Source organism: Reinekea sp. G2M2-21 (assembly GCF_015687175.1).
In the GTDB taxonomy this organism is placed as follows: Bacteria; Pseudomonadota; Gammaproteobacteria; order Pseudomonadales; family Natronospirillaceae; genus Reinekea.
Genome location: NZ_JADPQG010000002.1, coordinates 127,576 through 153,486, shown reverse-complemented (window position 1 = coordinate 153,486; position 25,911 = coordinate 127,576). Strand labels below are relative to the sequence as shown.

Below are 25,911 nucleotides of genomic sequence, written 5' to 3'. Positions count from 1 at the left end.
GTTAGTTTATTTATTTTAAGTACTACCTTGCCAATACATTGATTAATACCTGAACAATTTGTAACAATTTTTCCAGACAGGTATTAGTGTAAATACAGAAAATCCTAAGAGTCTTTGTTTTTTTGTGACACAAGTCTCATTATTGGTGTGATTTGTATAAAAAATATTGTTTCGAGATTCTTGTTTCAATATGGTCCTGCTGCCGGTATCACCTGCATTGGAATGCCGTTTGGCACAATCATGAGTCTATCCAAGCTGAAACGAAAAATTTCAATAGAGATAGAAAGTTAAAGGGATTAAATGGCTATTGTGGCCGGTTTCTTTTTTTCAGTTGACTATCGGAAAACATGTTCGAGTTTTTGTCGTACGGGTTCAATAAAAGTTTCAAAAATAATATTCGAAACTGATTTTGCCCCATAACTACTTTGTATAGGGAATTGCAGATGATCCGAAGTATCAAAACGTTGTTACTGACGCTATTTTTATCTCAAGTTGGCGTTTTAGCCTTTGGTCATGGGTATAATATCAGGCACGTACATATTCTCTCGAATTACTTTGAAGCTCTTCTAGAATGTACGGATAGAAAATCAGCTTATGAAGCCGTGTATCTCTATAATAAGTATGCCTGTAATTACCTGCCCAATTTTTCTAGTCTAGATGATGGTATTCATGGTTACGTTGCATTAGCGCTTGTTGAAACTAACCTAAATATTACTGATCACTACTTTGCATATCCAGATCCAAACCATAATGACGAAACAGACAGTAGATACAGTTCTGAGGCTAGTGCTCTTAATGCTTGCAACAGTGATTTAACAAAAATCAAAAAATCGTATTCGAATAAAAGTCGAGTAGGAGACTACTATTGTAAAAAGCATTCTGATTCGAAATCAGAGTATTACGATCATGAGTACTTTGGCGAACTAACCTGCAAGCACCACTATCGTTTCAACTTCAACACCTCCCCAACAATATCCATACAGTCGCCTGCAAACGATTCACAGTATTACAACAATAGAGATATTACGTTCCGTGCCACCGCGGGGGACGCTGAAGATGGCAATAAAGACTATTACATACAATGGTCCATTGGTGGCACTGTAGTCGAGAGCAATAAGCCCTATTTTACTAAAGCCTTTGAGGCGGGAGCTTATACGGTCACTGCTTCTGTGACAGATACTGGAGGTCTGTCCGCAAGTGCTTCTCATCAGTTTGAAGTAAATGAACATGGTATCGTGCTTAGCAATATTAATGTGGATATTCCTGACGACCATGAAGCCTACATGCCTGTCAGCTTTTCCGTTTCGACAGCGACCATTGATGACAATGATAGTAAACATCTGGTTCGATGGTTTGTCGATAGCAATGACGTTGCAACGGGCGGAAGCTACACAACAGTATTGGCAGAGGGTAGTCACAATATTCGCGCTGAGCTCTCAATGGATGGCAATACAGCGGTTAAATCGACCACAGTTGAAATTCTACCATCAACGCCAAAACTTGAGATTGCGTCGCCACGTGGCGGCCAGATATTCGACATTAAGGAATCTATCAGTTTTGACGCCAGCGTCTATTTCAAAGGTTCTGTACTGGCTGATGCCGCCATCTCTTGGCAGTCAGACCTGGCAGGCAGCCTTGGCAGCACAAAGCAATTTTCACTTTCGGGACTCGAAGAAGGATTGCATTCAATTACAGCCACGACAACAGTCGAAGGTGAAACGACATCACGGAATTTTGTCATTACCATTTATGATTCTGAAAAGAATATGGGTGATCAGAATGACGGCCAGTGCTTTGGTGGCAATCCGATAAACTTGATCACAGGGAACAAGTATCACTCAGAAGTAGATTTCTCGACGAAAACTGAGATGCCACTGCACATCAAGCGCAGTTACAACAGTACTTCCAAAAGTGTGGGGTTATTCGGTTACGGCTGGTCCAGTAATATTGAAGAGCGCGTCGACTATGACGCAGAAGCAGAACAAGCCAGTGTTGTCAGCGATACCGGCGCAGTTCAGCGATTTGATTTCACTGCAGGCCAATGGGTTGACGAAAGCTCGAATCTCGGGACGCTTTCCAGAAATTCTGACGGTACGTGGGTTTATACCCTGTTTAACGGTACAGTTAAAAAATATGAGCAAAGTGGAAAAATCACCCAAGTAACGGCTTTAACGGGTTTGTCGCTCACGTATACCTATGAATCTGGGAGATTAAGTTCCATACAGGACTCGTTTGGAAACGCCATTACCTTTACACATAACGGTAGCGGATTCATTGAAAGCTTTACGGATCCGGATAGTTTCACTTTTACCTACAGTTACGAGAATAGTAATTTAACATCTGTAACGTATCCGGATGAGACAGAAAATGTACAAACGGATAATCCAAAAAAACACTATCTATACGAGAATACGGACTATCCACATGCACTGACGGGGTTACTCGATGAAGAGAGTATACGGTTTGCGACATGGCAGTATGACGCTGAAGGTCGAGCTAACTTTAGTAAGCACGGCGCTGATGTGGAAGAGTTCAACATTGCGTATAACGCCGATGGTTCTGTAACAACAACCAACGCACTGGGTAAGAAGACAACCTATTGGTATGAATCCATTAAAGGGATTTTAAAGGTCACCGGTGTCACTGGGCATCAAAGTGCAAACTGTGCAGCAACATACGCTGAAACCAAGTATGACCCAGAGACCGGATTTGCAAATGAGAAAATAGACTGGCGTGGAAACAGGGTTCTATTGGTTACCAACCAATATGGCCAAGTTGAAAGTACGACAGTTATTGACACGGGTGCCGGCTGGACCGGAACCATTGATGAGCGGGTTACAACAACCGTCGAGTATAACGCTTTACGTTTGCCGTATATCACAACGAAGCCTGGCCTTCAGATTGTAAGTGATTACACACCTGAAGGAAGAATAGACGCAATAACGTCTACTGACACCACAACTCATGTGTTGCCATACTCGACAAATGGACAACAGCGCATCGTAGACTATGGCTACGAGTACTATCCGGACAGCAAAGTCATCAAGAAAATCACGATAGACGGTTCACGAGTCGACCTCAGTGATATCACAACTTTAGAATACAACAGCCAGGGTCTATTGAGCCAAAGTAGCAATGCGCTTAACCATGCTATTGAATATCGAGACTATAACAGTCGCGGTTTACCGGGCACGATTATTGAACAGAACGGTATTGAGGTTTCCTACGAGTATTGGCCCAGAGGTTGGCTGAAGTCACAAACTGTTAAATATTCACAAGGCTCAGCCACTACCAGCTACAGCTACTACAAAAATGGCTTGCTAAAGAGCAAAACCTCACCTGACGGCTCGTCTTTGACCTATGTATACAATGATGCAAGGCAACTGGACTATATCCTTAATAACTTGGGTGAAAAGCAGAATTTTGAGCCGAACAAACTCAACGGAGATTGGACGAAACTGCAATACGTTGATTCTGCAGGTAGTGTCCGTTTTGAGCAATCCAGACTGTTTGACGAAATGGGGCGTGTAAGGGAAATTACGTCACCAGAAGGTCACCAGACTATCTTAAAAAGAGATTCTTCCGGAAACATCACATCTCGGATAACGCCGGAAGAAGATGGTCTTGGCTTTGAAACTATTGTGCAAGACTCTACATATGATGTTTTCAATCGGGTCAGGATGGAGTCAACTCGTCCGTATTTGTCATTGAGGGCACTGGGGGATGCCCCAGTGGTCGCGTCTACATACTATACTTATGACGAAGCTGGAAATTTAGTAGAGGTAGACAGGCCGATAAAGATCAATAGTGGACGAACGACGGTTCATCAAAAAACGACCTTCGTCTATAACGGTTTTGGAGAGGTCATTCAACAGCAAAGCCCTGCTACTGGAACAACAATTTATAAGCTGGACTCAGCCGGTAATGTGGTTGAGGAGCTGAACAGTGAAAATCAAAAAACAGTAAAAACGTATGATGCTTTGAACCGGCTAAAAACAGTTCGACCCACGGGTGCATCTGCTGAAAACGTCGATTTAACATACGATGAGGGCCTGTTTGGCATTGGCCACTTGACGACGATCGAGGACCAAAGTGGTGCCCAGACGTTGACGTATGACGAGCAAGGTCTTATTGATGTCATCGACTACACTATTAACAACCGGCTTTATTCAATCGACTATGATTACAATACGGTCGGTCAGCTGGAAGCGATACACTACCCGAGTGGCAAAACTGTCGAATACGGTTTTGACGTCTTAGGTCGTGCTAATGAAGTAAGTATTTCTGGCGCAGGCGTGGTAGCTAAAACGATTGTAAGTGACGTTACTTATCTGCCTTTCGGTCCGATTGAAAGCCTGAGCTTTGGAAATCAGTCTACTCGTCACGTTAGCTACAACAAGTCTTATCGGCCAACGACTCTTACGCACGGATGGCTTACAGAAGATGAGGTTATTCAGTACGGCTATGACACGGCGGACAGAATAACGAGCCAGAGCCGTTCGATCATCAATGCAGATAGAACAACCCTCTGGGATGCAAAGAGCTATGAATACGATATCGGAAGCCGGCTGACGGCGACACGTTGGACGAAATCGCATGGCAAATCGCTGAGCAATAATGAGTATCTTGAGTTTGATTATGACTCATTTGGTAATCGCATCGCTAAGCGAGGTCGCAGTCAGACATTCAATAACTTAACTGAATCTTGGGCGTACAGCATAGCTCCAACCAATAACCAGATTGAAGACATTAACAAGTCCGTTAATGACGGCGCTTATGCGTTGACGAATTCTTATGAATACTTCGGTACGGGTCAAACCAAAACAGATGGACAAAAGAATTATGTTTACAACCGCAGTCAACGCCTAACGCAGGTTAAAAACGGCGCTGCAGTAATCGGAACCTACTCGTACAACGCATCCGGCCTTCGCGTCAGCAAAGTAGCCAATGGCGCGGAAACACACTTCCACTATAACCTGGCAGGACAACTTATCGCTGAGTCGAACAGCAGTGGACAAGCAATTCGCGAATATGCCTATTTAGGTGGAATGCCGGTAGCAATGCTAACGGGTTCAGATGCCTATACGGGTGTTGCCAGCACGTCACAGACATTAGTGGGCAGCACCGAGTTTCAGTTGGATGCAGGCAAAAACGCAGAATCTACATCTCTTATGCGAATAACCGGCAATCATGAAATCAGCGCAAAGTTAACCGATCTTAGCCGCAACTCTGGCAAAGAAGCTTATGGACTAACACTGCGTGAGCAACAGGATGGTTTGAGCGGAGCCAAAATTACGGCTGCCTTTACAGCAACCAATTCATCAACGGTAAATATGCTGACGGTAAAAACACCGGAAGGCAAAATCGTACCAATTCCCATGTTCAGTAAGTCGACAAGCAATGAGAAGCTCGAAGTCTCCATTGTTTATGCCGGGGGCACCACCAAAACGGATAGCTTTGAACGCACCGGCGATTGGGTGAAACTGGAACGTAACGCCCAATTTGTGACGGTGCTGACCTCGGTAGACGGAATAAATTGGACGACTGTACGCGAATATAACTTACCTACAACCGATGAAGCCTATGTGGGCGCTGTCGCGGAGAATACCAAAGCAGAGATTGAAACGCGTTTTACGGCAGCGAATGACAACCTGTTTTATCTGCACAGCGACCATTTAGGCGCCGTCTATGCTGTCACCAGTAACTCGACGAAATCCAAGGTTTGGCAGCGCCGAGACTTCGAAGTTGGCGCTTCACCTTTCGGACTAAACCTGCTGGCCAGTGGTGAAAAGCTGCATGACGGATTGTTTGAGATGCCGCTGCGCTTCCCTGGACAGTATTTTGACAAGGAAACTGGCACGCACTATAACTACCATCGGGATTACGATCCGAGTTTGGGGCGGTACATTCAAAGCGACCCCATTGGGTTGAATGGTGGCTTGAATACTTACGCGTATGCTTATCAGAGCCCACTGATGTACACTGATCCAACCGGGGAAATAGTTCCACTGTTGATTTGGGCTGGTGCTGCACTGTGGAGTGCTGCGGAAGTTGCGATGAGCGCCTATGATATTTACGACACTGGAAGGACCCTATTGGATCCATGTGTTGGTTTAGGGGCAAAAATAGTAGCCGTAGGCTTAGTTGGTGCGGGTTTCATCCTTCCCGGTGGTGGGTATAGCAAACTAGATGATTTAGGTAATGTTGCAAACACTGCAGGCTCTGCTGCAGATGCCGCGCTAGCTGCTGGCAAGAAATCAGGTGCTGCAGCTGAACTTAGGGTTGGTGATAAAGTGTTTACCGGAGTCAGCGGAGAGAAAGTAGCTCATAACCCTCAAGTTACTGGCGCTCTTATGGGTACGCCAGCTTCCGCGAGAAAACCATGGCATGGTGGCTGTGCCGAGATTGTATGTCTCGATAAAGCTCTAAATGCAGGAGTCAATCCCGCGGGTGGTACGATGAAAGCCGTCAATATTGGTGTGTCTGGTAAGGGGCATAGAACACCCAAAAAGATATGCTCATCATGCAACGACGTCTTAGATCACTTCGGAGTTAATAAATAAGATGAATATTGGATCTATTGTTTGGCCTTCTGATGGGCGTGTTGCGATAAAACTTTATCTTGGATTTCTAATAAAAGTTATTGAGGCACTAGGGATTAAGTTTTCATCAGCAGGCCCTGATCCATTAGCTACAACCAAAAGCTACATAGCTGGGTCGCTACCAGAAGATGAATACAGATCTTCTGCTAATGTATGGTGGGGTTATCTAGACGGTACTGGCGCAACTCGTGATCTTGAAAGTAAAGATGCTTTGAATGCCAGAATTGCGATCTGTTTGCTGTCAGTAACCTTGGACGATGTTGAAGACTTAGGGGAGCACCTTTCGTGGTTCTTTGAGGTGCTAGGGCAGTTGGGTGTCGATTTAGATATGCCTATTGATATGATGACAGAGTATTTTAAGTTCGAGGATTAGTTTAGTTTGTAGCCTTGCCGCATATAACTGATGCAGTAATGTTGCAAAGAGTGCAGAAGCTGCTCAAGATGCCACCGCGAATCAGCTTAAACGAAAGCATGCTACTTACGCCGGCGGCCATAAAGACTAAAAGTTGTTTCAGGATGTTCTAGTAATCCAATAGGGTGCGCGGAAGATGATATTGCTCGTCAATTGGGTTCCGACGCGCAGATGACTGGCGCTAAAGGTTTTAGAAGAAAAAAAGCAACGGGGGAGCTTGAGTATACAGATATTCCCGTTTGTACGAGGTGTCAGTCTAAGTACGATAAAAGTCAGTTTTCTGCAGATGTCAAATACGATAAAGGTGGAGCATGGGACTAATGGTTCCATGTAGCAAACGGCCAATTTTGAAAAAATGATTACTCACAATTTGAAAGAAGAAATTGCTAGTGTGGATTGGTCGAGCTTTACCGGCCCGCCCACGTATGATGCTGAGTCTGTTCCATCAGCACTTTATTCGTTGATAGAGCTTGATGATTCGAGTAAAGCTGAAGAGGTAGGCAATGGATTGATGAATGCTTTGGGCAATAACCATGCAGGTGTTTATTATCCGGTTTTACTCAAGGCGTTAGATTTTATTATTGCCATTGCAAACAGAACGAATAGTAAGGCTTGTAAAATATGCGCATTGGCAGTGATAAATGATTTTTATTATTTTGAGCCTGATGTTGAAGGATATGGTGCATGCACCGCTGAGGAACTGAAAAAGGCGGTTTTAGAAAAGTTGGCACCCTACTCAGATGAATCAATAGAGTTTTAAACCCGCATTCGCTGGCTTTTTTCACTTCAGGCCTTCAATCAAGGCAAATCCTTTGCTGCAAAGTTCTGCTGCTGATGGATCACGGCAGCACGTAGCGTTTAGTGCCTTCAACCTCGCAGTTAAGATGGACAGAGTTTTAGATGGACATATTTGGACGCCCTGAAGGTGTCAACCAATACCACCCTTAACAGCTCAGATTGCTGGGCTGTTCAAAATCCTTTTTTCTCACTTATCGTTCCTAACTATGAGCAGTCGTGCTGACAAATATCCGGCTTCTATTTGGAAGTTTGATGATTCTTCCGAGCCCTGATGAGAGCTGCACCTGACGTTCCAAAACAGGAAACTTAAATGGACTGGCACGTTACACAAAATGTTTGCTTCAGTTTCTTCTTTTAAAAACCAGCAAGCACATATTGAGTGGTTGCTTAGCCTCCAATTTATTACACTGGCAAATGTTCAGTTACCGACAGAAAGGCTTACTTATGAATATTCATGATTTAATGGCTAAGTTGAGTTCCGTGAACGCCACTGAATTTGTTGATATTGCATCGACATACTCAATCGGTTCTGCGGACGGCATTGTCATTCACTATCAAATCGGGGACGTTGAGTTGTCCATTACATTTGCGGTGTCGTCAGATCTAACAATCGCTGGTGATCCCGTCGTGGTACAAGACGGGGAAATTCAGTCGACAGACTGGTCTGCTGAAGCCAAAGACATGTTGTCGAACCACTTTTGCACTGGCGATTTGTATGTATTGATTAAGAGGTATCAGTTTTTATTTAACTCATCGAAGCGAGACGATTCTCTGCATGAGTTCTTTATGGCCGATGCTCGTGGTGAAAAATCAAAAATTAAGTTTTATCCGCTGATGAATTTGGTCACGGCCTATTACGAAAGCCATTGAGTTCGTTAGGATATTAGTCGACCATGCGATAGCAACTTAAATGGACAGGCACTAAAAGGATTCTGGTATAGACTTAAGGTGATCAAATCCCTGAAGAAACGACCAACTTAGCAAATTTTGGTGTAGGATTCCGTTGTGTTCTTTAGCGTGCCTGTCCATCTAATTCTTCGTTGCTCGAAACGACCCTATATCGATCTCAACGTGGTTAGGGCTTGCACCTAGAGCTTTCTCTAGTGGTTAGAAGTAGGTAAGATAAACAATGTTCTCGACCCGGAAAATGAGAAAAATATTAGTCGTATTACATTGAATTTGTATGAATCGAAATAAACAGGGAGAAATGGTATGAGAATCAGGAATTTTTTAGTGGTGGCGGTACTTGCAATGTCGGCTTTCGCCAGCGCTTCAATCGGGCCGGGACATGTTACCGGCAGTATCACCAATATAACCAGTATTACCGGCGGTTTGCTGGTAAGAATCGGTCCGAATGAAGTTCCTCAGAATTGTACCAGTGGAAAAGTTTGGATGTTTATTCCGCAAGACCAGACTGCAATGGTATCGTTGACACTCATGGCCTGGACAATGGGAAAAACTGTTGCTGTTTATACAGCCCCAACGAACACAGGCTATTGCTTAATTACACAGGTCGATCCCGCGGGCTAAATCGCTTGTATTTGCAATAGGCTGAACCGTCTTTGCATGTATAGAGTTCGGCATTACCTTAAACATTTTAAGCCCCATCTTTCGATTGGGGCTTTAATTTTTCTGCTCCTGCAGTTCTTTTTTGTGATCTGGTAATCTTACTTAGCTAACGCTTTACGCTCATGTCGAGACACGAATTTTTCAGCTGATGTCCTATGGATATTGCTCATGCTTTCTTGCAGGAACATTCAGTAAACTAGATTGTTATTTGACGTTTGACGTTTGACGTTTGACGTTTGACGTTTGACGTTTGACGTTTGACGATTGACGATTGACGTTTGACGTTTGGCAGTTCTTATACTCGTAAGGAAAAGCGACGTTGCGAGTACTGGCATGGTTACCGGCGTTTTTACTGAGAAACCGCCTCTAACAATAACCCAGAAATTTGCCACAGGCGTCGCAATTTTTGCGATTGGTCCTTCGCTTTCCAAGACAAAACAGACTGTTTCAACTAGATGTTATCTTTCAATGATGAGCGACGTTCTTCGACCTAAAAGAGGCGAAGGCGCTGATCGTCGTTTATCAACGTCTGGTGGTGACAAAGCCATGTTATGGTGAGCAGGAGTGAAGTTTATGATCAATCGTAGTACGGGAAAGCTGTCGAAAACATTAGCACGTTTATTTTTTATATCGCTGATGTGCTTGAGTTCATCCTTGGTGTTCGCGGAAGGCTCTGTTGGCATCGACTTGGTGCAAGCGGAAAGAGCATTGAAGTTTGCCGAGAAAGAAGCGTCTAAAATGAATACAAAAATGAATATTGCTGTGGTGGATGCCGGTGCCAATTTGGTTGCGTTCATTCGCATGGATGGTGCGTTTATAGGCAGTATCGACATTGCCATTAAAAAAGCAAAAACCGCACGATTATTCGACATGCCAACCGACGAACTCGGTGCACTCTCGCAACCCGGCGGTGATTTATACAATATTGAATTGTCCAATGAAGGCCTCATCACCTTTGCGGGTGGATTGCCCATTCACAATTCAGCGGGTGAAGTGATTGGTGCGATCGGTGTCAGTGGGGATACTGTCGAAAACGATAAGATTGTCGCGCAAGCGGGCGTGGATGCCGTTAAATAGGTTTTCTATTGATTCGAAAATTTCAGTGGTATTGCCGTCCTTAACGTTCAATGATGATAAACAGAAGCCCCGTCCTTTGATGGGACTTCGGTCTTTTTGGAAAACTGGAAACGTTGAAAGGCGTTAACTGTTCCGTTATTGCGTGATTCGTCGAAAAACACCTTCCAATGGCCCTTGCTTGAAATAACGTGCCCACCCGTTTGCGAAAACAATACCGCCCACCACATATAACGCGGTTGCCAGAAACACTTGGTCGATGCTGGCGCTGTTTAACATGCCCAGGGTCTCCATAATGCCCATACCAACAAAAACATGGGCGACATAAAGCGTTAAGGACTGGCGACCCGCCACCACCAACCACTGTAAGAGCCGCCAATGCGAGCAACGTTCATACAGTTCGATACTCAGGCAGATCATGATGGTACTGGAAGCGATTGCCGACAGAACATAAAGAGGCATGGGCGGTATGACATCGGTGCCGAACAAGAAGCTCAGGGTTTCGGCCTCTGCCGGTGGCAGCGACAGTCCTTGTACCCATTGGTTGCCCGACCAGGCGATGACATGTACGGCGAGCCATAACAGGCTGGCACGCCATAAAAGATGGCGCGTAAAACGAGGTTGGTGAATGGGCTGACGCCCCAACCAGATTCCGGCCAGCAGAAAACTCATCCAGACCAGTACCGGGTGAAAGCCATTGTAAAACCAGTGCCGGAGAAACCCGGAAACGGTCCAAAGATCCACATAGGTCAGGGAATCCCAATCCCACCCTTGGTTGTAATCCAGAATGACCAACAGAACCAGAAAGCCGATATTACCGATAATGGCCAGCCACACCAGGGTGATTGATTTCGCGTAAATAACCGACGCAGCCAATACGAAGTACAGCCCGTAAAAGTGCAGGATATCGGCGGGCCAAATGGGCAGGAAGGCGGTTCCGGCAACAGCCAAAACAACACCGCGTTTGAGGATATGTCGTTGCGCCTGGTGTCGGCGATGTCTGTCGCTGCTGTCGCGTGCGGAACGGGTCATCAGGCTCAGGCCGACGCCCGCCAACATGACAAAAAGCGGTGCTGCTCTGCCTTCAAACAGGTTGGCGAACAGGGTAAGCCCATGATGAGTGTCGGTGGCGTGAGTGACCAGTTTAAAGTTAACCAGTACCATGCCGAATATGGCGATACTGCGAGCAATGTCGAGGCCTTGAATGCGCATGTCCTTGTTATCTCCTAGATTGAAACGAGAAGACCAAACATAAGGGTTTGCGCGGGGTTTAGGGTCCGGTTTGGCGAATCCGTACTTCTGTCTCTTGCCAATGGAACAACCATTAACTTCGAGACACGCCTAGCTATAGAACTTGAATGGCACGCTGAATTCATGCGAACTTCTGATTCAGGACACTCGTTTGCGGTTGAATCGCTCAACCGGAGATTTGGTTTTGCCGGTATTGCAGGGGCGTGATGCCCTCGCGTGCTTTGAATTGGGTATAGAAAGTCGACTTCGCGTTGTAGCCACAGCTGAGGGCAATATCCAGCATGTTGAGATGCTGTTGAGTCGAGTCCGCCAACAATTGTTTGGCGTGTTGGATGCGGTAGCCATTCACGTAGCTGAAAAAATTTTCCTGAAACACATCTTTAATCACCATGGAAAGGTGATGTTCGGGTGCCCTAATGAAATCTGCCAGGTCGCGCAGCTTTAACGCGGGGTTTAAAAACAACTGTTTATCGTTCATGGCACTGTCCATACGCTGGGCGATGGACGTGCGGCGTTCTGGAGACAGCTGGAATGTCGGTTTTTCGGATTCTCGCTCTGTTGGCGCTGTCTCGGTGCGGTCAACGTGGACATCTACATCGCCGAACATTGCGGCGGGGTTTTTAATCGCAAGATACCCCATAGCATACAGTGCCAACGCATACGCCAGATTAGGCAGGGTAAACGCGAACTCCGAAGGCGACTGTGCCAACAACAGGAGTGACCATTGCATCAGACCAGACACCCAGATGACCGCAAAGGTGGCGGTGAGCGATACCAACCAACCGACTTTTCGGGTTTGTTGATACGAAATCTGATCCGGCAATTGTTGTTGGTACCGGCGCACCATACGCCAGCAGATCACGCTGTACACCAGGCCAGAAAGAATAAGCAGAGCCCACAAAAACATTGAGTCGGCATCGGCAGCAGGTTGCGCGAACAGCGCTTGCAAATGGGCGGACTTCTCGGTGGCGGTTAGGCGGTAGAACGGCAAAAGCAGTACCACTGTTAGCAGCGCAGGTAACAGCTGCCAGCTGTGCCAGAGGCGAGGAGGCTGCTGACGAGTGGCGGTGTAGCAGTACCACCACAACGCGGGGCCATAGAGTAAGTTGATGGGGAATTCCGTCGCCGTCGCATGCGGTACGGCCAGAATGTCCCGGCTGAAATACAGCGCTTCCATGAACAGGTCATAAGACAGCAAACCCGTTAAGGCCGCTAACGGTAACCGTGCAAACCGGACATCGCGATGGCGCTGCATAAGCAGAACCACGGTCACGAACAACCCTTGAATAGAACCGGCATACATTAACGTACTGATCACTGAACCTTTCCTTGGCGTGGTATTAGGCGGACTTTTAACAAGGCAGGCATTGTCCTGTACTGCGCCGGTGGTTTCAACCACTGGCTAGTGTTCTGAGTCGGAAGTTCGTATAGTTTCAGAGCTCCCTTCGGGCGCGACATCCAAGCTCTCTAGCGTTGTTCTGTTTCTTTTCAATGGAACAACCATTAACTGCGAGACACGCCTAGCTATAGAACTTGAATGGCACGCTGAATTCATACGCACTTCTGACTCAGGACACTAGTGAACAACAGGTTGCAATAACCACCGCTGGCAAAATTGTCAATCTGACCGCAGCGGCGTACTATGCCCGCCTCTTTTATTCCCTCCTTCCGCCGCGACGGTGCGCGCCTGGAACGAGCTATTGAACTAAGGATACGCATGCGCAAGTTTCCGTTACCGGTCTGGGTCATCATGGCCGGTACCCTGATGTTTGGCCTGAGCTATTTTATGACCTGGCCGTTTCTGGCCATTGTTCTGAAAAGGGACTTTGGCATGAGTGCCGCGCAAATCGGTGGTGTGTTGTCTATGGCGGCGTTCATCGGCGCCGGTGCGTCCTTGATCTCGGGTAACCTGTCCGATCGCTTTGGCCGTAAGGCGATTATTCTTGGCGCCAATATCACCATTGCGGTCGCCTTTGCCATTATGGCGTCTGCTGACAGCGCGCTGTTTATCATAATTGGCGCGGTTTTGGTGGTGGCGACCCGTCATGTCGTCGATCCACCGACCCGAGCCATACTGACCGATCTGACCACCGACAAAGCCATGCGCGAAATGGCCTTTCACATGAATTACTTTATGGTCAATGTGGGCGCAACCACCGGGCCGTTCATTGCACTGTATCTGGGGATTACGGCGCGACAGTCTACTTTCTGGGTTACGGCGGCGGTTATTGCGCTTTATACCTGCGCGTTGTTTGTGGCGTTGTGGCGTGTGCCGAACAAACATGTGAATACCGAACAAACGCACTGGCGTGAGGTGATGCGTGTACTGCGTGCGGATAAGGTATTCCGCTGGCTGATGATTGGTAGCATTCTGATCGCATACACTTACGCTCAGCAGGACAGTTCCATCGTTCAGTATTTATCACATTATCTGGATTTCGAACGCGCCGCGTTTATTTTCAGTTTCGTGGTAGCTGGCAATTCGGCCACGGTGGTGCTCGCGCAGTTTCCGTTACTGGCGATGATGAAAAACTGGAGTTACGACGCCCGTATCCGCTTCGGTGTGGTTGGTTTTTTGCTGGGGTTCTTGGTGTACGCCCTGACCCCGGTTGACTGGCTGATTGGTTGGGTGATTGGTACCATTATCCTCAGTATTGGCGAAGCCGTATTGTTCCCGACGCTGAATTTAAAAACCGACCAAATCGCACCCGATCATCTTAAGGGCACCTATTTTGGGGCCAGCAATCTTTACGCGCTTGGCTATGGGTTAGGTCCTTTGTTCGGCGGGTTTTTGATTGCCGCCAATACCGGCAGCACTTTGTGGTACATTGCCGGTGGTGTTTGCGTGATATCTCTGCTGGCGTATGCACACAGCGGCCGCCTCTTTAAACATCAACAGGAGTCAAAGTGAAAAAAGCAATTCTAATGTGTTTATTGTTGATGAATATCGCCTATGCCGACGACACGGCATTCGGCAAAGTGTTCATCGGCACCGTTGATACTTTTAAAGTGAATCAGGATTCCCAGTACGGTGTGGAGTTTCAATTTGCCCAAGGCAAAACCCGTTACGATTTCAAACCCTTTGTGGGTTTAATGCGCACCCGGGATGCCTCCCATTATCTGTACACCGGTTTCAGTCGCACGTCGAAGTTTACCGACTCCGCCACCGGGCTCGCCTTAACCTTCAGTTTTGGTCCTGGTTTGTATTTGCACGGCGGTGGGGAAGACACCAATCTGGGGCACATTTTTGAATTGCGTACCAGTGCCGGACTACTCTGGCAGTTTGCCGATGACACGCGCATTGGCGTGCATTTCTCGCATCTGTCGAACGCCAGCATTACCGATGTCAACCCTGGTACTGAACTGATTACCGTCACCTACGAGCTGCCCTTTTAGTGACCGCAACGACCAATCACCTTGATCAATGGTTAATGGCGTCGCACCGCACCGAACATATGCGGGGCTGGCGCCGGTTTGTACTTGAGTTTTTGTTTTTTGGTTTCAAACAGGCGCGCGCGTGTTTGTTCGCTGGGCTGTTTTTTGTCTCGGTGTTTTTAACGCCAAATGCGGGTATCGCCGGTATCGCCAAGTACGATGTATTGCTGGTGATTGCCATCGCTTTGCAGGCTGCCATGGTGTGGTTGAAACTGGAGACGGTCGATGAACTCAAGGCCATTTCATTGTTTCACCTGGTGGGGTTTGTTCTGGAAGTGTTTAAAACCCATCCGACAATTGGCAGTTGGAGTTACCCGGGTGAGGGTGTTACCAAAGTGTTGGGTGTACCGTTATTTTCCGGCTTTATGTATGCCGCGGTGGGCAGCTACATCATTCAGGCCTGGCGATTGTTTCAGTTGCGTATTCATCATCATCCACTGTATTGGATGGCGACACTCATCGCGCTGCTGATTTATCTGAACTTTTTTACGCACCATTTCATTGGCGATTACCGTTGGTATTTAACCGCTTTTGTTTTGGGCTTGTACGCGCGCAGTTACGTGACGTTTGTGCCCATACAGGCGGAGCGACGCATGCCTTTGTTGCTGGCGTTTGTGTTGATTGGTTTTTTTATCTGGCTGGCGGAAAACATCAGCACGCTGATGGGAATCTGGCAGTACCCGGATCAACTCGGTGCCTGGAGCGTGGTGCATTTGTCGAAGTGGAGTTCCTGGTCGATGCTGGTGATCATGACCTTTACCATTGTGACGCATCTTAAGCACATAAAGGCGCTCGTGCATGTGGCCCCCTAGGCGGGCTCAGTCAACCTTCAGTTTTGGGTTATATACCGCGAGTTGATTGCGACCCAACTGCTTGGCGCGGTACATCGCTTTGTCGGCATGGTGGATCAAATTAGTCAACGTGCGGCCGTGTTCGGGGTAGAGACTGATGCCGACACTGGTGGATACCTGGATCACATGACCGTCGATGCCGAACGGTTCAGAAATGCTGTGTATGACCTTCTTGCCGATGTGCATGGCATCGTCGGCAAACTGAATATCTTCGGCCAGAATCAGAAACTCATCGCCCCCCAGCCGGCCAAACGTATCGCATTGGCGAAGAATCGATTGAATGCGCATGCTAACGGCTTTCAATAGACGGTCACCAATACGGTGACCCAGTTCATCGTTAACTTGCTTGAACCGATCCAGGTCGAGAAACAAAAAGGCCATTTTCTTTTTTCGTCTTTGACACCGGCTGAGGGCGAGATTGGCCCGATCCTCTAACAGCGAACGATTAATCAGGCCGGTAACCGGGTCGAAATGCGCTAGCCGCATCAGTTTTTCTTCGTGATCGCAGCGGTGACTGATGTCGCGGATCGTCAACAACACCTGTGCCGTTTGTGGCCCCAGCTTTAAACCTTTCGGCAACTGTTTCATGCACACTTCGACCGGAAATTCCGACCCGTCTCTGCGGCGGGCAAACCATTGGAACATGGGGGTGCTGGCTTGGCTGCTGGTATCTGTCCGGTAATATCCGGGTAATGACTCGCTGCTGGTTTTCTTACCCATGAAGTGGCTGAGCGATTGTTTGTATAAGTCAGTCTTGCTGTAACCAAACTGCTTAAGGGCGGCGTCGTTGACATCAAGCACTATGGACTGATGACCAAGGATGAAAATCATGTCCGGAGAGGCGTTAAAAACCGTCTGCAAAAAATGCAGTTGCGCGGCGTCCGTATTGTCAGTTCGCACACTGTTCGTCTTCGTTGAATTCACATTCGGTTGTTTCGTTGCCATTGTTATTTATCTTGTCCAACGATGCTTCAGCATACCTAGGTTCTTGAAAGGGATAAAGGCAAACACGGCAGATTTTCCTCCCATCGCAGTTTTCCTTGCTATATTGAGGTGAGTTATCGGAAAAGTTGTCGTTATGCGCGTGTTAATTGCCTGTTTAGCGATGTTCTTTCTGCTTGGCTCCGTCAGTCATGCAGCGGACATAGTTTTCGTCAAACAGAACTCAGAACCGAAATACTTACCTGACCAAAGTGGTTTGTGTGATCAGATTTATGCCGAGTTATCGAAGCGCCTGTCTGAGCAAGGTATCACTACCACCGTTGATGAGGCTTTTTATCCGGTTAAGCGAATTCTGGCGATGCTGGAAGCAGGCCAGGGGCATGCGTTTTGCGGCGCAGGCATGACCGATGAGCGAAAAACCCTGTATGTCTATTCTAAGATCCCCGTTTATCACGTCTCTAACGTGATCTTGGCACATAAAGAGGAAACGGTTATCCCAACAACCTTTGCGGAGATCGCGGAAAAGCAGCTGGTCATTGGCAGTTTTTATGGCACCAGTTCGTCGGCTTGGCTTATGCATCAACCCGGCGTACAGGTTAGCAATAATCACGTATCGCTCGACAATGTCGTGAAACTTATTTCCGATCAAAAAGGTCTGCGATATTTCTTCTATCATGATTTGGGATTGAACTACTACGTGCGTACCCGTGGTCTGCCTTTGCAAGTGTTACCGACTCGCTACCGGACAATTCCACAGAATATGTTGTACAGCCGAGCGCTGCCGGAAGCGTTGCGGAATGCTGTTGAGGATGCGCTGCAGGACATGCAAGATGAAGGCGTCATGACGCACATTCAACAACAGTACCTGACCAACGAATAAATTAACCATGACGGTTCTCGCCCGGACCGGGTGTTGAATTGAAGGACGACTGAGAATACAGATGAGTGCAACCATTCTAGTTGTTGACGACAGCGCCTCGATGCGGTCGATGATCACATCGCTAGTTGAATCCTTGGGTTACAGGGCAGTCCCCGCGGGCTCTGGCGAACAGGCTTGTGAGTTGTTTGTTGAAAACAACATTGATATCGCCGTACTAGATGTCACCATGGAAGGCATTGATGGCTTCGAAACCTGTCGCCGTTTGCGGGCTATCGCACAAGATGGTTGGTTTCCGGTGATTTACTTAAGTGCTACAAACAGCACTGAATACATCGTTGAAGGGCTGGACGCCGGTGGCGATGCCTACGTCGCCAAGCCAGTCAATCCACGTGTGTTGGAAGCTATTTTAAAAGCGATGGGACGCATCGCCGATATGAAAATGGCCTTGAATCGAGCCAATGAACAGCTGCAGCATTACGCCACGCATGATGGCTTGACTAAAATACCAAACCGCAGGGCTTTTGATGACACATTGCGCCGTCACGAGTTGCAAGCGCGACGTGAAAATACTGACTTAGCTTTGCTATTGATTGATCTTGATTACTTTAAAACCTACAACGACCATTACGGTCATGTGGCGGGTGACAGTTGCTTGGTTCAGTTTGCAGAAGTACTGGCAAACAGCCTATTGCGACCAATTGACTTTGTAGCCCGTTATGGTGGCGAAGAATTTGTGGTGATTCTTCCTAAAACGTCCGGTGAAGGCGCCGCGGAAGTGGCCGAACGGATACAACGTAACTTGGAAATACTGGCTATTGCGCATGAAAAGTCTCAGGTCAGTTCACGTGTGACTGCCAGTATCGGCATCGCCATCTCACCCAGTGGTGAAGTGATGGCCGACCTGTTGTTGGAACGCGCCGACCAAGCGCTATACCAGGCCAAAAATGACGGGCGCAATCGGTTTGTAGTGGCAGACTGATCGACACAACCGTATCGATCTGAACGGCCGTTTCTTAAATGCCATTTAGCCGGTAAATTTCACTGTCGGGCAAACCCTTAGCTAAGTTCACAGCGTGTGCATTGTCGTTGCGGATCTAAGCGATCTGATGATTCGGTTTTTAATCTAGAAGAATTAATCTATCAGAGTTTTTTCTTTTCAAGGGCTCCGCCCCGAATGGTACTTACTTAAACGTATTTAGTTTTTATCTTCAGCGTTTGCATCATTCAGTGACTTGGTTTCACTGGGAAACTTTCGCCGTCAAGGGCCGCAACAGCTCGTCCCTTAACAATCCCAGCCGCCGCCACAAACGACTGATCACACTTCTCAATTTCGTCTTCGACAGGTCGTTCGTGACGGCCTTCCCTGGCCGGCTCACTTGTTCAAGCATCCCTGCTTGAACAACCTGTGAGACGCAAATTGCTTCGCGTGGTCGTTTGAAAGGCGGAGAAAACCGCGGCAAGAGCTACTTTCTCGATAGATAAAACCAACCTCTAAATTCTATGTACCAGGGACTGGCGTAAATAACTGTTTCGTCGCATCTGCTTTGGCTGACATGGCAGACACATCGCAACGGATTCAAGGGCATGGATGCCCTTGGAAGCGCCGCGCGTGCAAGGACGCACGCTCAAGCGACCGTTCGAAGAAAGTGTCTGGCACGGCAGAACTCCAAAGCGGGCGACAGAGGGGGGTTCAAGGGGGTCGCCCCTTGAAACAAAAAACTCTGAGAAATTCTTTTGTTAAGAACGAAACCGAATCATCCGATTGGTTTGGTACTTGAAAGAGCCCCCCACGGAAGCCCGGTTTTAAACTTTTAAAACAAATTGACGGAACGCCTTTACCGCCATCAGCAATAGGGGGGCGCTGTGCATGAGCAAGTCGAAGATGTCGATGGGTTTTACCAGTGTCCCTTCGCTGAGCATGCGCAATTTTTCCACCAAATGGGGTTCGGGCTGCATGGGCGCAATGGCCAGAAAAAGGCCTGCGATTATCAGCATGGGCCAATCTAAGTTGTCTAACCACATCATCATAGCGTTAACCTGTGTCATTGTTCGGATATGTTTATTAGTATATTCTAATGTTATTAATTAGGGAATTCTAATATGCGAATAAACGAAAAGTCTCTGCACCAATATCCGTTTTTCATCCGGCCGTTTTTCTGGCGCCAACGTCGTAAGTACGGCCAGGTTCTGAAACCTGGATTGCTCTGGGGCCGAAGTCCCTGGCTGTTTGCTACCGTGGCACTGCTGTATGGTGCGTTGGACAGGCGTTCTTCGCCGTTAACACCGGTGTTGCGCTCATTGGTCACCGTGCGCGTGTCGCAAATTAACTGGTGTGCCTTCTGTGTGGATATCAACTCCAATACCCTGATGCAACGCGCAGGTGCGATGCATAAGGTGGAGGCCCTGGAACAGTGGCAAAACGCGGACTGCTATACCGAGCAGGAACGGCTAGCCTTGGAGTACACAGAGGCCGTCACACGCTCGGACACGCAGGTCAGCGAAGCGCTGATGGCGCGCCTGAAGGCGGTGTTCAGCGATGACGAAATCGTCGAGTTAACGGGTTTAATCGCGTTCCAGAACCTGTCCAGTAAATTCAACGCAGCCTTGGATGTCCCGGCTCAGGGATTCTGCCGAATACCGACGAGTTAATCATTTGATTAAATTTGATGAACGATAGTCCTGTTACTTCCTAACCTTCCTGACTACCCTACTAATCAATTGATTAGTTAAGGGTATCGGGATGTCAGAAATCACCCCTCGTTCGGAAGACGATAAGCGCGCGGCCTTGCTGACGGCAGCCCGTGAGCTGTTTTTAAAAAACAGCTACGCCAATATTTCCATCCGCAAAGTTGCTGATAAAGCCAAGGTGAACTCAGCGATGATCGCCTATTACTTTGGTTCAAAGAGCGGTTTGTTCCGGGAAATGATCAAGTCCTACATTGAGTCGGCTATGGCCCGGGCGCAGGAGTCGGTCGAGGATGTCAATGAGATGAATTTGCAGGATTTCCTGATCTATTTCTACCGAACGGTACCGCCTGAGTTAACGCATTTGGTGGTGCGAACCCTGGTATATGAACGCAGTGAAATGCGCGACTGGATTTTGGAAAACCTGATGCGCCCTGCGCTGGCGACGGCCACCAAAATTGCAGAAAACATTATCGACAAACACGGAAAACCGGTAGACCCGCTAGTCCTTCGGACCGCGTTGCAAAGTCTTATGCTGGGTCCAAAACTGCTGCAACCGATATTAAAGGAACTGCATCCGGATGAAATCAATGAAGAATTTTTCGATAACCTTGCCGTGCTGAATACGGCCATGGTGACCTCTTATTTTGAACTGGAGACTAAGTAATGTCGAACTGGAAGCACCGGCTGGAAACGAAATTTTCGTTCTTTAGCCTTGCCATTATGAAACGACCTAAGCTGTCGTTATTGCTCTTTTTGTTGATCATTGTCGGCTTTGGGCAATCGTTGCGTTTTGTCGAGATCGATCCGGAAATGGAAAGTTTTGTCGAAGAAACTGCGCCGGTGCGGGTGATCTACGACCGCGTAAAGGAAGAGTTTGGCCGTAACGACATCGTTATGCTGGCGTTGCGCGGTGATGTGATGTCGACCGACTTTCTAACTCGCCTGCAAGCGATGCAAAGCCGTATTGAAAACGACGTCCCCTATGTGGAAGAAGTCACTTCGATCATCAACGCGCCTTATCAACGTGGTACGGATGATTCACTCGAAGTGCTCGACCTGATTGAGGCGATTCCGCAAACACCGGCCGAACTTGCGCAGTTGGAGCAACGTATTCAGGAAAGCACGTTGGCCAGCAGCGTCTTAGTGAACGATGCCCGTACCATGGCACTTATGATGATAGAACCGGCCACCTATGACTACGCAGCCGCCGGTGGTGAATCAGCTGACGTGGACAGTTTCGACGAAGCATTCAGCGATGATTTGTTCAGCACCGATGCCTTCGAGGTCGATGCCGGCGACGCCAGTGTCATCGAGAATGACATTCCCTTTGTCACCCAGTTTCAGGTCCGCGATATGCTCGCGGAACTGGATGCTATTCAGGCTGATTACGCGGACCTTAACCCACTAATGGCCGGAATTCCGGCCATGAACGACGCACTCGAAGGTACCATGCAATCGGAAATGCTGTTCTTTCTGCGTTTGACGGTGGTGTTGATTGTGTTGACGTTGGTGGCTTTTTTCCGCCAGGCAAATGCCGTCATCGCTCCCATGTTGGCCGTGTTGGCTGCACTGATTTTTACCATGTCGATGTTGGTTATCAGCGGCAACAAAGTGCAGATACCGCTTGTGCTATTGCCGTCGTTCTTGCTGGCCATCACGATTGGCGATGCCGTGCACCTGTTAACGCATTTTTACCGAAAAATACAGCTCGGTGAAGACAAGAAAGACGCGATGTTTCACGCCGTTCACCGAACTTCCATTCCCATGCTGTTAACGTCTCTGACCACGGCCGGAGGTTTGTTGTCGCTGTCGATCGCCGATGTCGTACCGATCCGCAACCTCGGTATATTCTCAGCCATCGGCGTAATGATGGCCTTCCTGCTCACGGTTACTGTTATTCCGGCTTTGGTCATGGTTATTCCCATGCGCAAAGTCAAGGCAGACAGTTCACATGCCGCTGTTGCCCGTTGGATTGATTGGATCGGAAAATTTAGCTGGAAACACGGTGGTAAGATTGCGTTGTTCTGGTTGGTGGCGTCGCTGCTTTCTCTTACACAGATCACCAAATTGCAGTTCTCGCATGACCCACTGAATTGGATGCCGGACAATCTGCAGATCGTACAGGCCACTCAGACTATCGATGAAGAACTCAGCGGCACGATGACACTGGATTTAATTCTGGATACCGGCAAAGTGAATGGCGCTAAAGATCTGGAGTTCTTAAACACGCTGGCGCAGTGGCAGGAGGAGCTCGAAGTTTATAAAAAGGGGCCGGTTGAGATCAAAGGGGTAAATTCGTTAATCGACATTATCAAAGAATCGAACCGGGCACTGCAGGGTGGTGGTGACGAACATTTTAAATTGCCGGACTCTCAGTCATTGCTGAACGAAGAAATATTTCTATTTGAAAACTCCGCCGCTGACACGCTGTACCAACTCGTCGATGCCGACTTTACCAAAACCAAAGTCACGCTGGTGTTGCCCTGGAGTGATCTGATGTTCTATTCGGCGTTTGTCGATGAGATCGCCGTTGAAGGTAATCGTCGTTTCGGGGATATGGCTCAGGTTGATGTCACCGGCATGATTGCGCTGATGTCCGGCACCATGGTCAAGTTGGTGTTTGATACAGCGTCCAGCTATCTGGTGGCGGCCTTTGTCATTGCACTGATGATGATGCTGTTACTGAACTCGATTCCGCTGGGATTGCTGGCCATGATTCCGAATATCGCACCGATTCTGGTTGTCATGGGCTTAATGTACCCGCTGGGCATTCAACTGGATATGTTAACCATGCTCGTCGCGACCATTGCTATTGGTATTGCTGTCGACAACACCGTGCACTTCACCCATCACTTCCGCCATGGCCTGGAGCAGGGGCACAGTGTTCAGGCTGCCATGCAAGATGCGTTCGCCGGTGCGGGCCAGGCATTATTCACAACCTGCATCGTGTTAACCGCAGGCTTTTACGTCTTTTTGTTCAGCGATGTGCACAGCATTTTTAACCTCGGCTTTTTATGTGGCACCGCCTTTATTCTGGCCATGATTTCTAACTTTACCCTGACGCCATTTTTACTGCGTTGGTACTACCGTCATCACAAAGAGAGCGCTGTTACAGCGCACTAGGAGCGAAATATGAAAAAAATGATAGTCACCCTGATCGCTGGTTTGTCTGTCCCGGCCTTCGCTATGACCGCTGACGAAATTATGCAGCAAGTTGATCAGGTCGCTGAACCGCAATCGATGAAATCGAACATGACTATGGTGCTGGTCGACAACAAAGGCAAACAGCGAGTGCGTTCCATGCAAAGCGTCAGTGCCGAAATTGATGGCGTTGATAAATCCTTGATGTTTTTCCTGGAACCCAGCGATGTGAAAGGCACTGGTTTTTTAATGTTCGATTATGAGGCGGCTGACGCCGATGACGATCAATGGATGCTTCTGCCGTCGCTGGGTAAAGCGAAGCGTATTGCCAGCGGTGATAAAACCGGCTCCTTTATGGGCAGCGACTTTACCTACGCGGATATGTCAAAACGCAACCTGGAAGAATGGACTTATGAGTTGGTCAAGGAGGATGACATTAATGGCGTGAAGGTTTGGGTGATTGAATCAACGCCGGTCAGTGACGAGGTTGTTGAAAAAACCGGCTACACCAAATCCATTGCCTATGTCCGGCAGGATAACTTTCACATCACCCGTGGTATCAGCTATTTGCAGAAAAAGGGCGAAGTGAAATTGATGAACATCGCCAATTTTGTTGAGATCGGTGGCTATTGGATTGCGACGGAAACGCAGATGGTGTCGCAGAAAAATGGTCAGACTGTGCACCGTACACTAATGAAAATGGACAACATCGATGTGGACTTTAATGTAAACCCTGACGATTTCACCCTGACACGCTTAGAGCAGGGTCTATAACCTATGGCATCGCTTTGGCAACGAGGCTTTCGAGTAAAAGACCGGAAGAAAAAGGTAAAAACGATGAACAAATTTGTGTTTTCTGTGTTTTGTTCCGTGGTCAGTGCGATAGGCGCAGCCGACGATTTTGATGACATGTTCAGTGACGATGCCTTCGCCGATATCGACGTCGAAACCAGCGCGGCAGAACCCAGCTTGTTCAGTCTGTCGCATGAGGTTGGCGCGCAAACGGTGATTAACGTGAACAGTGATAAAAGTAATGCCGTGGAGGATTTGTATTCCGGGGTTACCAGTGGACAGCTCAGTTACCGCCCGTCATTCAGCTTTCAGCCCAATGAACAGCTGTCTCTGAGTGGCGAAGCGCTGTTGAGCGTGGATGGCATTTTCTGGTTGCGTGGCGATGACGATTGGTCCGAAGCAGACATCGACGCCCGTCAGGTTCAAGCGGAGCTTAAAGAATTGGTGGCACAGTATCGGATAAATAATTGGCAAGTCAGCACCGGGGTGCAAACCGTCACCCTGGGCTTGGCCGATGCTTTGTCAGTGTCGAACGTATTAAACGCCCAGAATTTATCGGTACCCGGTTTGCAGGATATCGATGATGCCGTGCTACCGGCGTGGACCTCACTGGTCTCAGGTGCGGTGGGTCCGGTGCGGGTAAAAGCCGGTGTGGTGCATAGACACCAGTTGAACCAGTTGCCGACACAAGGCAGTGATTTTGACACCGGTATACAGATGTTACTGGATGCCGTTAACCTTGAATTGACGCAGGAAGGATTGGCGTTTGAAAACGCCGGTGGTTTTACGTCGCTGTCTGGCGTTGTCGGTCCGCTTGACTGGCAGTTGAATGTGATTTCTCAGCTGGAACATGCACCGGTAGTGGAGTTAGGGATGACTGGTATGGGACCTGCCCCCGTGGCATTGCATTATCCTCGTACTACGACCGTGGGTGTCGCGGGCAGTTACGTCATGGGTTCGGTACTGTGGAAAGCCGAAGCGGCGTTCGTTGATGGTCTGCAAGCTCAGGCGTTGGACGGTATGCTGCCCGGCGAACTAGTCAGCTTTGAGCGCGCTGCGGGTACCGTCGGCTTTGATTTCAATCATAGCGTTCTGGGGCGTTTGGTAGCTGAGGTGCAGACGACGTCCATCTTGGATTACGACACAAAGAACTTTCTGCAAACCGATGAAAAGTCAGTGCAATGGGCTGTTATGTACTCCAAAAGTTTTCTGCGTGATAGCTTAACCCTGACTGGTCAGGTGATAGGTTTTGATATTGATGCCAGTGGTGGGCGTTTGCAGGGTGTTACGGTGGAATACGATGTGAACGATCAACTGTCGACGACTCTGCGTTACATCGATTATGTTGATGGCGATTTCAGTTTCCTGAATGGTGCGGATGATCGCGACCGATTGATAGCGTCAGTGAGTTATCGGTTTTAGGCCAGCTCTGAATAATTGCTATCTACCTCAGCGGGTGCAGAAATTTGCCATGTC

General features: G+C 48.0%; 20 protein-coding genes. 16 read left to right on the top strand and 4 right to left on the bottom strand.

All coding sequences use genetic code 11. The annotated features are described in order from the left end of the window. Positions 1-443: 443 nt before the first annotated feature. From IYN85_RS25870 to IYN85_RS09465, 6 genes are all read left to right on the top strand, one after another. Positions 444-6,563 (top strand): RHS repeat-associated core domain-containing protein, encoded by a 6,120-nt coding sequence (locus IYN85_RS25870; protein ID WP_230390659.1) that lies wholly within the window; start codon positions 444-446, stop codon positions 6,561-6,563. Between the two features lies 1 nt (position 6,564). Further along, positions 6,565-6,975 (top strand): hypothetical protein, encoded by a 411-nt coding sequence (locus tag IYN85_RS09485; RefSeq protein WP_196158657.1) that lies wholly within the window; start codon positions 6,565-6,567, stop codon positions 6,973-6,975. Between the two features lie 409 nt (positions 6,976-7,384). Beyond that, positions 7,385-7,774, top strand: a complete 390-nt coding sequence (locus IYN85_RS09480) for a hypothetical protein (protein WP_196158656.1) — start codon at positions 7,385-7,387, stop codon at positions 7,772-7,774. A gap of 482 nt (positions 7,775-8,256) precedes the next feature. Then, positions 8,257-8,682: a hypothetical protein gene (locus IYN85_RS09475; protein ID WP_196158655.1), complete on the top strand. Its 426-nt coding sequence runs from the start codon at positions 8,257-8,259 to the stop codon at positions 8,680-8,682. Between the two features lie 342 nt (positions 8,683-9,024). After that, complete coding sequence (locus tag IYN85_RS09470) at positions 9,025-9,342, top strand: hypothetical protein (protein WP_196158654.1); 318 nt, start codon at positions 9,025-9,027, stop codon at positions 9,340-9,342. 612 nt (positions 9,343-9,954) lie between these two features. Further along, positions 9,955-10,458 (top strand): heme-binding protein, encoded by a 504-nt coding sequence (locus IYN85_RS09465; protein WP_230390658.1) that lies wholly within the window; start codon positions 9,955-9,957, stop codon positions 10,456-10,458. Positions 10,459-10,593: 135 nt separating this feature from the next. Here the strand turns inward: IYN85_RS09465 and IYN85_RS09460 are convergent, their stop codons facing one another. Together IYN85_RS09460 and IYN85_RS26355 are read right to left on the bottom strand one after the other, a co-directional pair. After that, the gene (locus IYN85_RS09460) at positions 10,594-11,667 is read right to left on the bottom strand and encodes a DUF418 domain-containing protein (RefSeq protein WP_196158653.1); all 1,074 of its coding nucleotides are present in this window, start codon (positions 11,665-11,667) and stop codon (positions 10,594-10,596) included. Positions 11,668-11,872: 205 nt separating this feature from the next. Further along, complete coding sequence (locus IYN85_RS26355; protein WP_196158652.1) at positions 11,873-13,024, bottom strand: helix-turn-helix transcriptional regulator; 1,152 nt, start codon at positions 13,022-13,024, stop codon at positions 11,873-11,875. Positions 13,025-13,423: 399 nt separating this feature from the next. Between IYN85_RS26355 and IYN85_RS09450 the strand changes: the two genes are divergently transcribed. The 3 genes from IYN85_RS09450 to IYN85_RS09440 are packed head-to-tail and all read left to right on the top strand — an operon-like array spanning position 13,424 to position 15,953. Continuing rightward, a complete protein-coding gene (locus tag IYN85_RS09450; RefSeq protein WP_196158651.1) occupies positions 13,424-14,617 on the top strand; it encodes an MFS transporter in 1,194 nt (397 codons plus the stop codon). Further along, positions 14,614-15,102 carry an acyloxyacyl hydrolase gene (locus tag IYN85_RS26350; protein ID WP_196158650.1) on the top strand — a complete coding sequence of 163 codons (489 nt, stop codon included), beginning with the start codon at positions 14,614-14,616 and terminating at the stop codon, positions 15,100-15,102. The genes IYN85_RS09450 and IYN85_RS26350 overlap by 4 nt, the downstream gene beginning before the upstream one ends. After that, positions 15,102-15,953 carry a DUF817 domain-containing protein gene (locus tag IYN85_RS09440; RefSeq protein WP_370592182.1) on the top strand — a complete coding sequence of 284 codons (852 nt, stop codon included), beginning with the start codon at positions 15,102-15,104 and terminating at the stop codon, positions 15,951-15,953. The genes IYN85_RS26350 and IYN85_RS09440 overlap by 1 nt, the downstream gene beginning before the upstream one ends. A 6-nt stretch (positions 15,954-15,959) precedes the next feature. On the opposite strand, the gene IYN85_RS09435 is transcribed toward IYN85_RS09440, so the two are convergent. Further along, the gene (locus tag IYN85_RS09435) at positions 15,960-16,937 is read right to left on the bottom strand and encodes a sensor domain-containing diguanylate cyclase (protein WP_196158649.1); all 978 of its coding nucleotides are present in this window, start codon (positions 16,935-16,937) and stop codon (positions 15,960-15,962) included. A 133-nt stretch (positions 16,938-17,070) separates the two neighbouring features. Between IYN85_RS09435 and IYN85_RS09430 the strand changes: the two genes are divergently transcribed. Next, entirely contained in the window at positions 17,071-17,814 is a 744-nt protein-coding gene (locus IYN85_RS09430) for an ABC transporter substrate-binding protein (RefSeq protein ID WP_196158648.1), read from the top strand. A gap of 61 nt (positions 17,815-17,875) precedes the next feature. Next, positions 17,876-18,793, top strand: a complete 918-nt coding sequence (locus IYN85_RS09425; protein ID WP_196158647.1) for a diguanylate cyclase — start codon at positions 17,876-17,878, stop codon at positions 18,791-18,793. 824 nt (positions 18,794-19,617) lie between these two features. Here IYN85_RS09425 and IYN85_RS09420 read toward each other — a convergent pair. Then, positions 19,618-19,842 (bottom strand): hypothetical protein, encoded by a 225-nt coding sequence (locus IYN85_RS09420; protein ID WP_230390657.1) that lies wholly within the window; start codon positions 19,840-19,842, stop codon positions 19,618-19,620. Positions 19,843-19,914: 72 nt separating this feature from the next. On the opposite strand from IYN85_RS09420, the gene IYN85_RS09415 reads away from it, so the two are divergent. From IYN85_RS09415 to IYN85_RS09395, 5 genes are all read left to right on the top strand, one after another. After that, positions 19,915-20,463, top strand: a complete 549-nt coding sequence (locus IYN85_RS09415) for a carboxymuconolactone decarboxylase family protein (RefSeq protein WP_196158646.1) — start codon at positions 19,915-19,917, stop codon at positions 20,461-20,463. 91 nt (positions 20,464-20,554) lie between these two features. Continuing rightward, positions 20,555-21,166 carry a TetR/AcrR family transcriptional regulator gene (locus tag IYN85_RS09410; RefSeq protein ID WP_196158645.1) on the top strand — a complete coding sequence of 204 codons (612 nt, stop codon included), beginning with the start codon at positions 20,555-20,557 and terminating at the stop codon, positions 21,164-21,166. Then, positions 21,166-23,625, top strand: coding sequence for an RND family transporter (locus IYN85_RS09405; protein ID WP_196158644.1), 2,460 nt, complete (start codon positions 21,166-21,168; stop codon positions 23,623-23,625). The genes IYN85_RS09410 and IYN85_RS09405 overlap by 1 nt, the downstream gene beginning before the upstream one ends. Positions 23,626-23,634: 9 nt before the next feature. After that, on the top strand, positions 23,635-24,417 hold the full coding sequence (locus IYN85_RS09400; protein ID WP_196158643.1) for an outer membrane lipoprotein-sorting protein: 783 nt from the start codon (positions 23,635-23,637) through the stop codon (positions 24,415-24,417). A gap of 63 nt (positions 24,418-24,480) precedes the next feature. Further along, a complete protein-coding gene (locus IYN85_RS09395; protein WP_196158642.1) occupies positions 24,481-25,857 on the top strand; it encodes a hypothetical protein in 1,377 nt (458 codons plus the stop codon). Positions 25,858-25,911 lie beyond the last annotated feature (54 nt).

Excerpts from the sequence above, each read along its gene's own strand:
- IYN85_RS25870 (WP_230390659.1), top strand. The coding sequence starts at position 444 with ATGATCCGAAGTATCAAAACGTTGTTACTGACGCTATTTTTATCTCAA.
- IYN85_RS09485 (WP_196158657.1), top strand. The coding sequence starts at position 6,565 with ATGAATATTGGATCTATTGTTTGGCCTTCTGATGGGCGTGTTGCGATA.
- IYN85_RS09475 (WP_196158655.1), top strand. The coding sequence starts at position 8,257 with ATGAATATTCATGATTTAATGGCTAAGTTGAGTTCCGTGAACGCCACT.
- IYN85_RS09470 (WP_196158654.1), top strand. The coding sequence starts at position 9,025 with ATGAGAATCAGGAATTTTTTAGTGGTGGCGGTACTTGCAATGTCGGCT.
- IYN85_RS09465 (WP_230390658.1), top strand. The coding sequence starts at position 9,955 with ATGATCAATCGTAGTACGGGAAAGCTGTCGAAAACATTAGCACGTTTA.
- IYN85_RS09460 (WP_196158653.1), bottom strand. The coding sequence starts at position 11,667 with ATGCGCATTCAAGGCCTCGACATTGCTCGCAGTATCGCCATATTCGGC.
- IYN85_RS09450 (WP_196158651.1), top strand. The coding sequence starts at position 13,424 with ATGCGCAAGTTTCCGTTACCGGTCTGGGTCATCATGGCCGGTACCCTG.
- IYN85_RS09435 (WP_196158649.1), bottom strand. The coding sequence starts at position 16,937 with ATGGCAACGAAACAACCGAATGTGAATTCAACGAAGACGAACAGTGTG.
- IYN85_RS09430 (WP_196158648.1), top strand. The coding sequence starts at position 17,071 with ATGCGCGTGTTAATTGCCTGTTTAGCGATGTTCTTTCTGCTTGGCTCC.
- IYN85_RS09425 (WP_196158647.1), top strand. The coding sequence starts at position 17,876 with ATGAGTGCAACCATTCTAGTTGTTGACGACAGCGCCTCGATGCGGTCG.
- IYN85_RS09420 (WP_230390657.1), bottom strand. The coding sequence starts at position 19,842 with ATGATGATGTGGTTAGACAACTTAGATTGGCCCATGCTGATAATCGCA.
- IYN85_RS09415 (WP_196158646.1), top strand. The coding sequence starts at position 19,915 with ATGCGAATAAACGAAAAGTCTCTGCACCAATATCCGTTTTTCATCCGG.
- IYN85_RS09410 (WP_196158645.1), top strand. The coding sequence starts at position 20,555 with ATGTCAGAAATCACCCCTCGTTCGGAAGACGATAAGCGCGCGGCCTTG.
- IYN85_RS09405 (WP_196158644.1), top strand. The coding sequence starts at position 21,166 with ATGTCGAACTGGAAGCACCGGCTGGAAACGAAATTTTCGTTCTTTAGC.
- IYN85_RS09400 (WP_196158643.1), top strand. The coding sequence starts at position 23,635 with ATGAAAAAAATGATAGTCACCCTGATCGCTGGTTTGTCTGTCCCGGCC.
- IYN85_RS09395 (WP_196158642.1), top strand. The coding sequence starts at position 24,481 with ATGAACAAATTTGTGTTTTCTGTGTTTTGTTCCGTGGTCAGTGCGATA.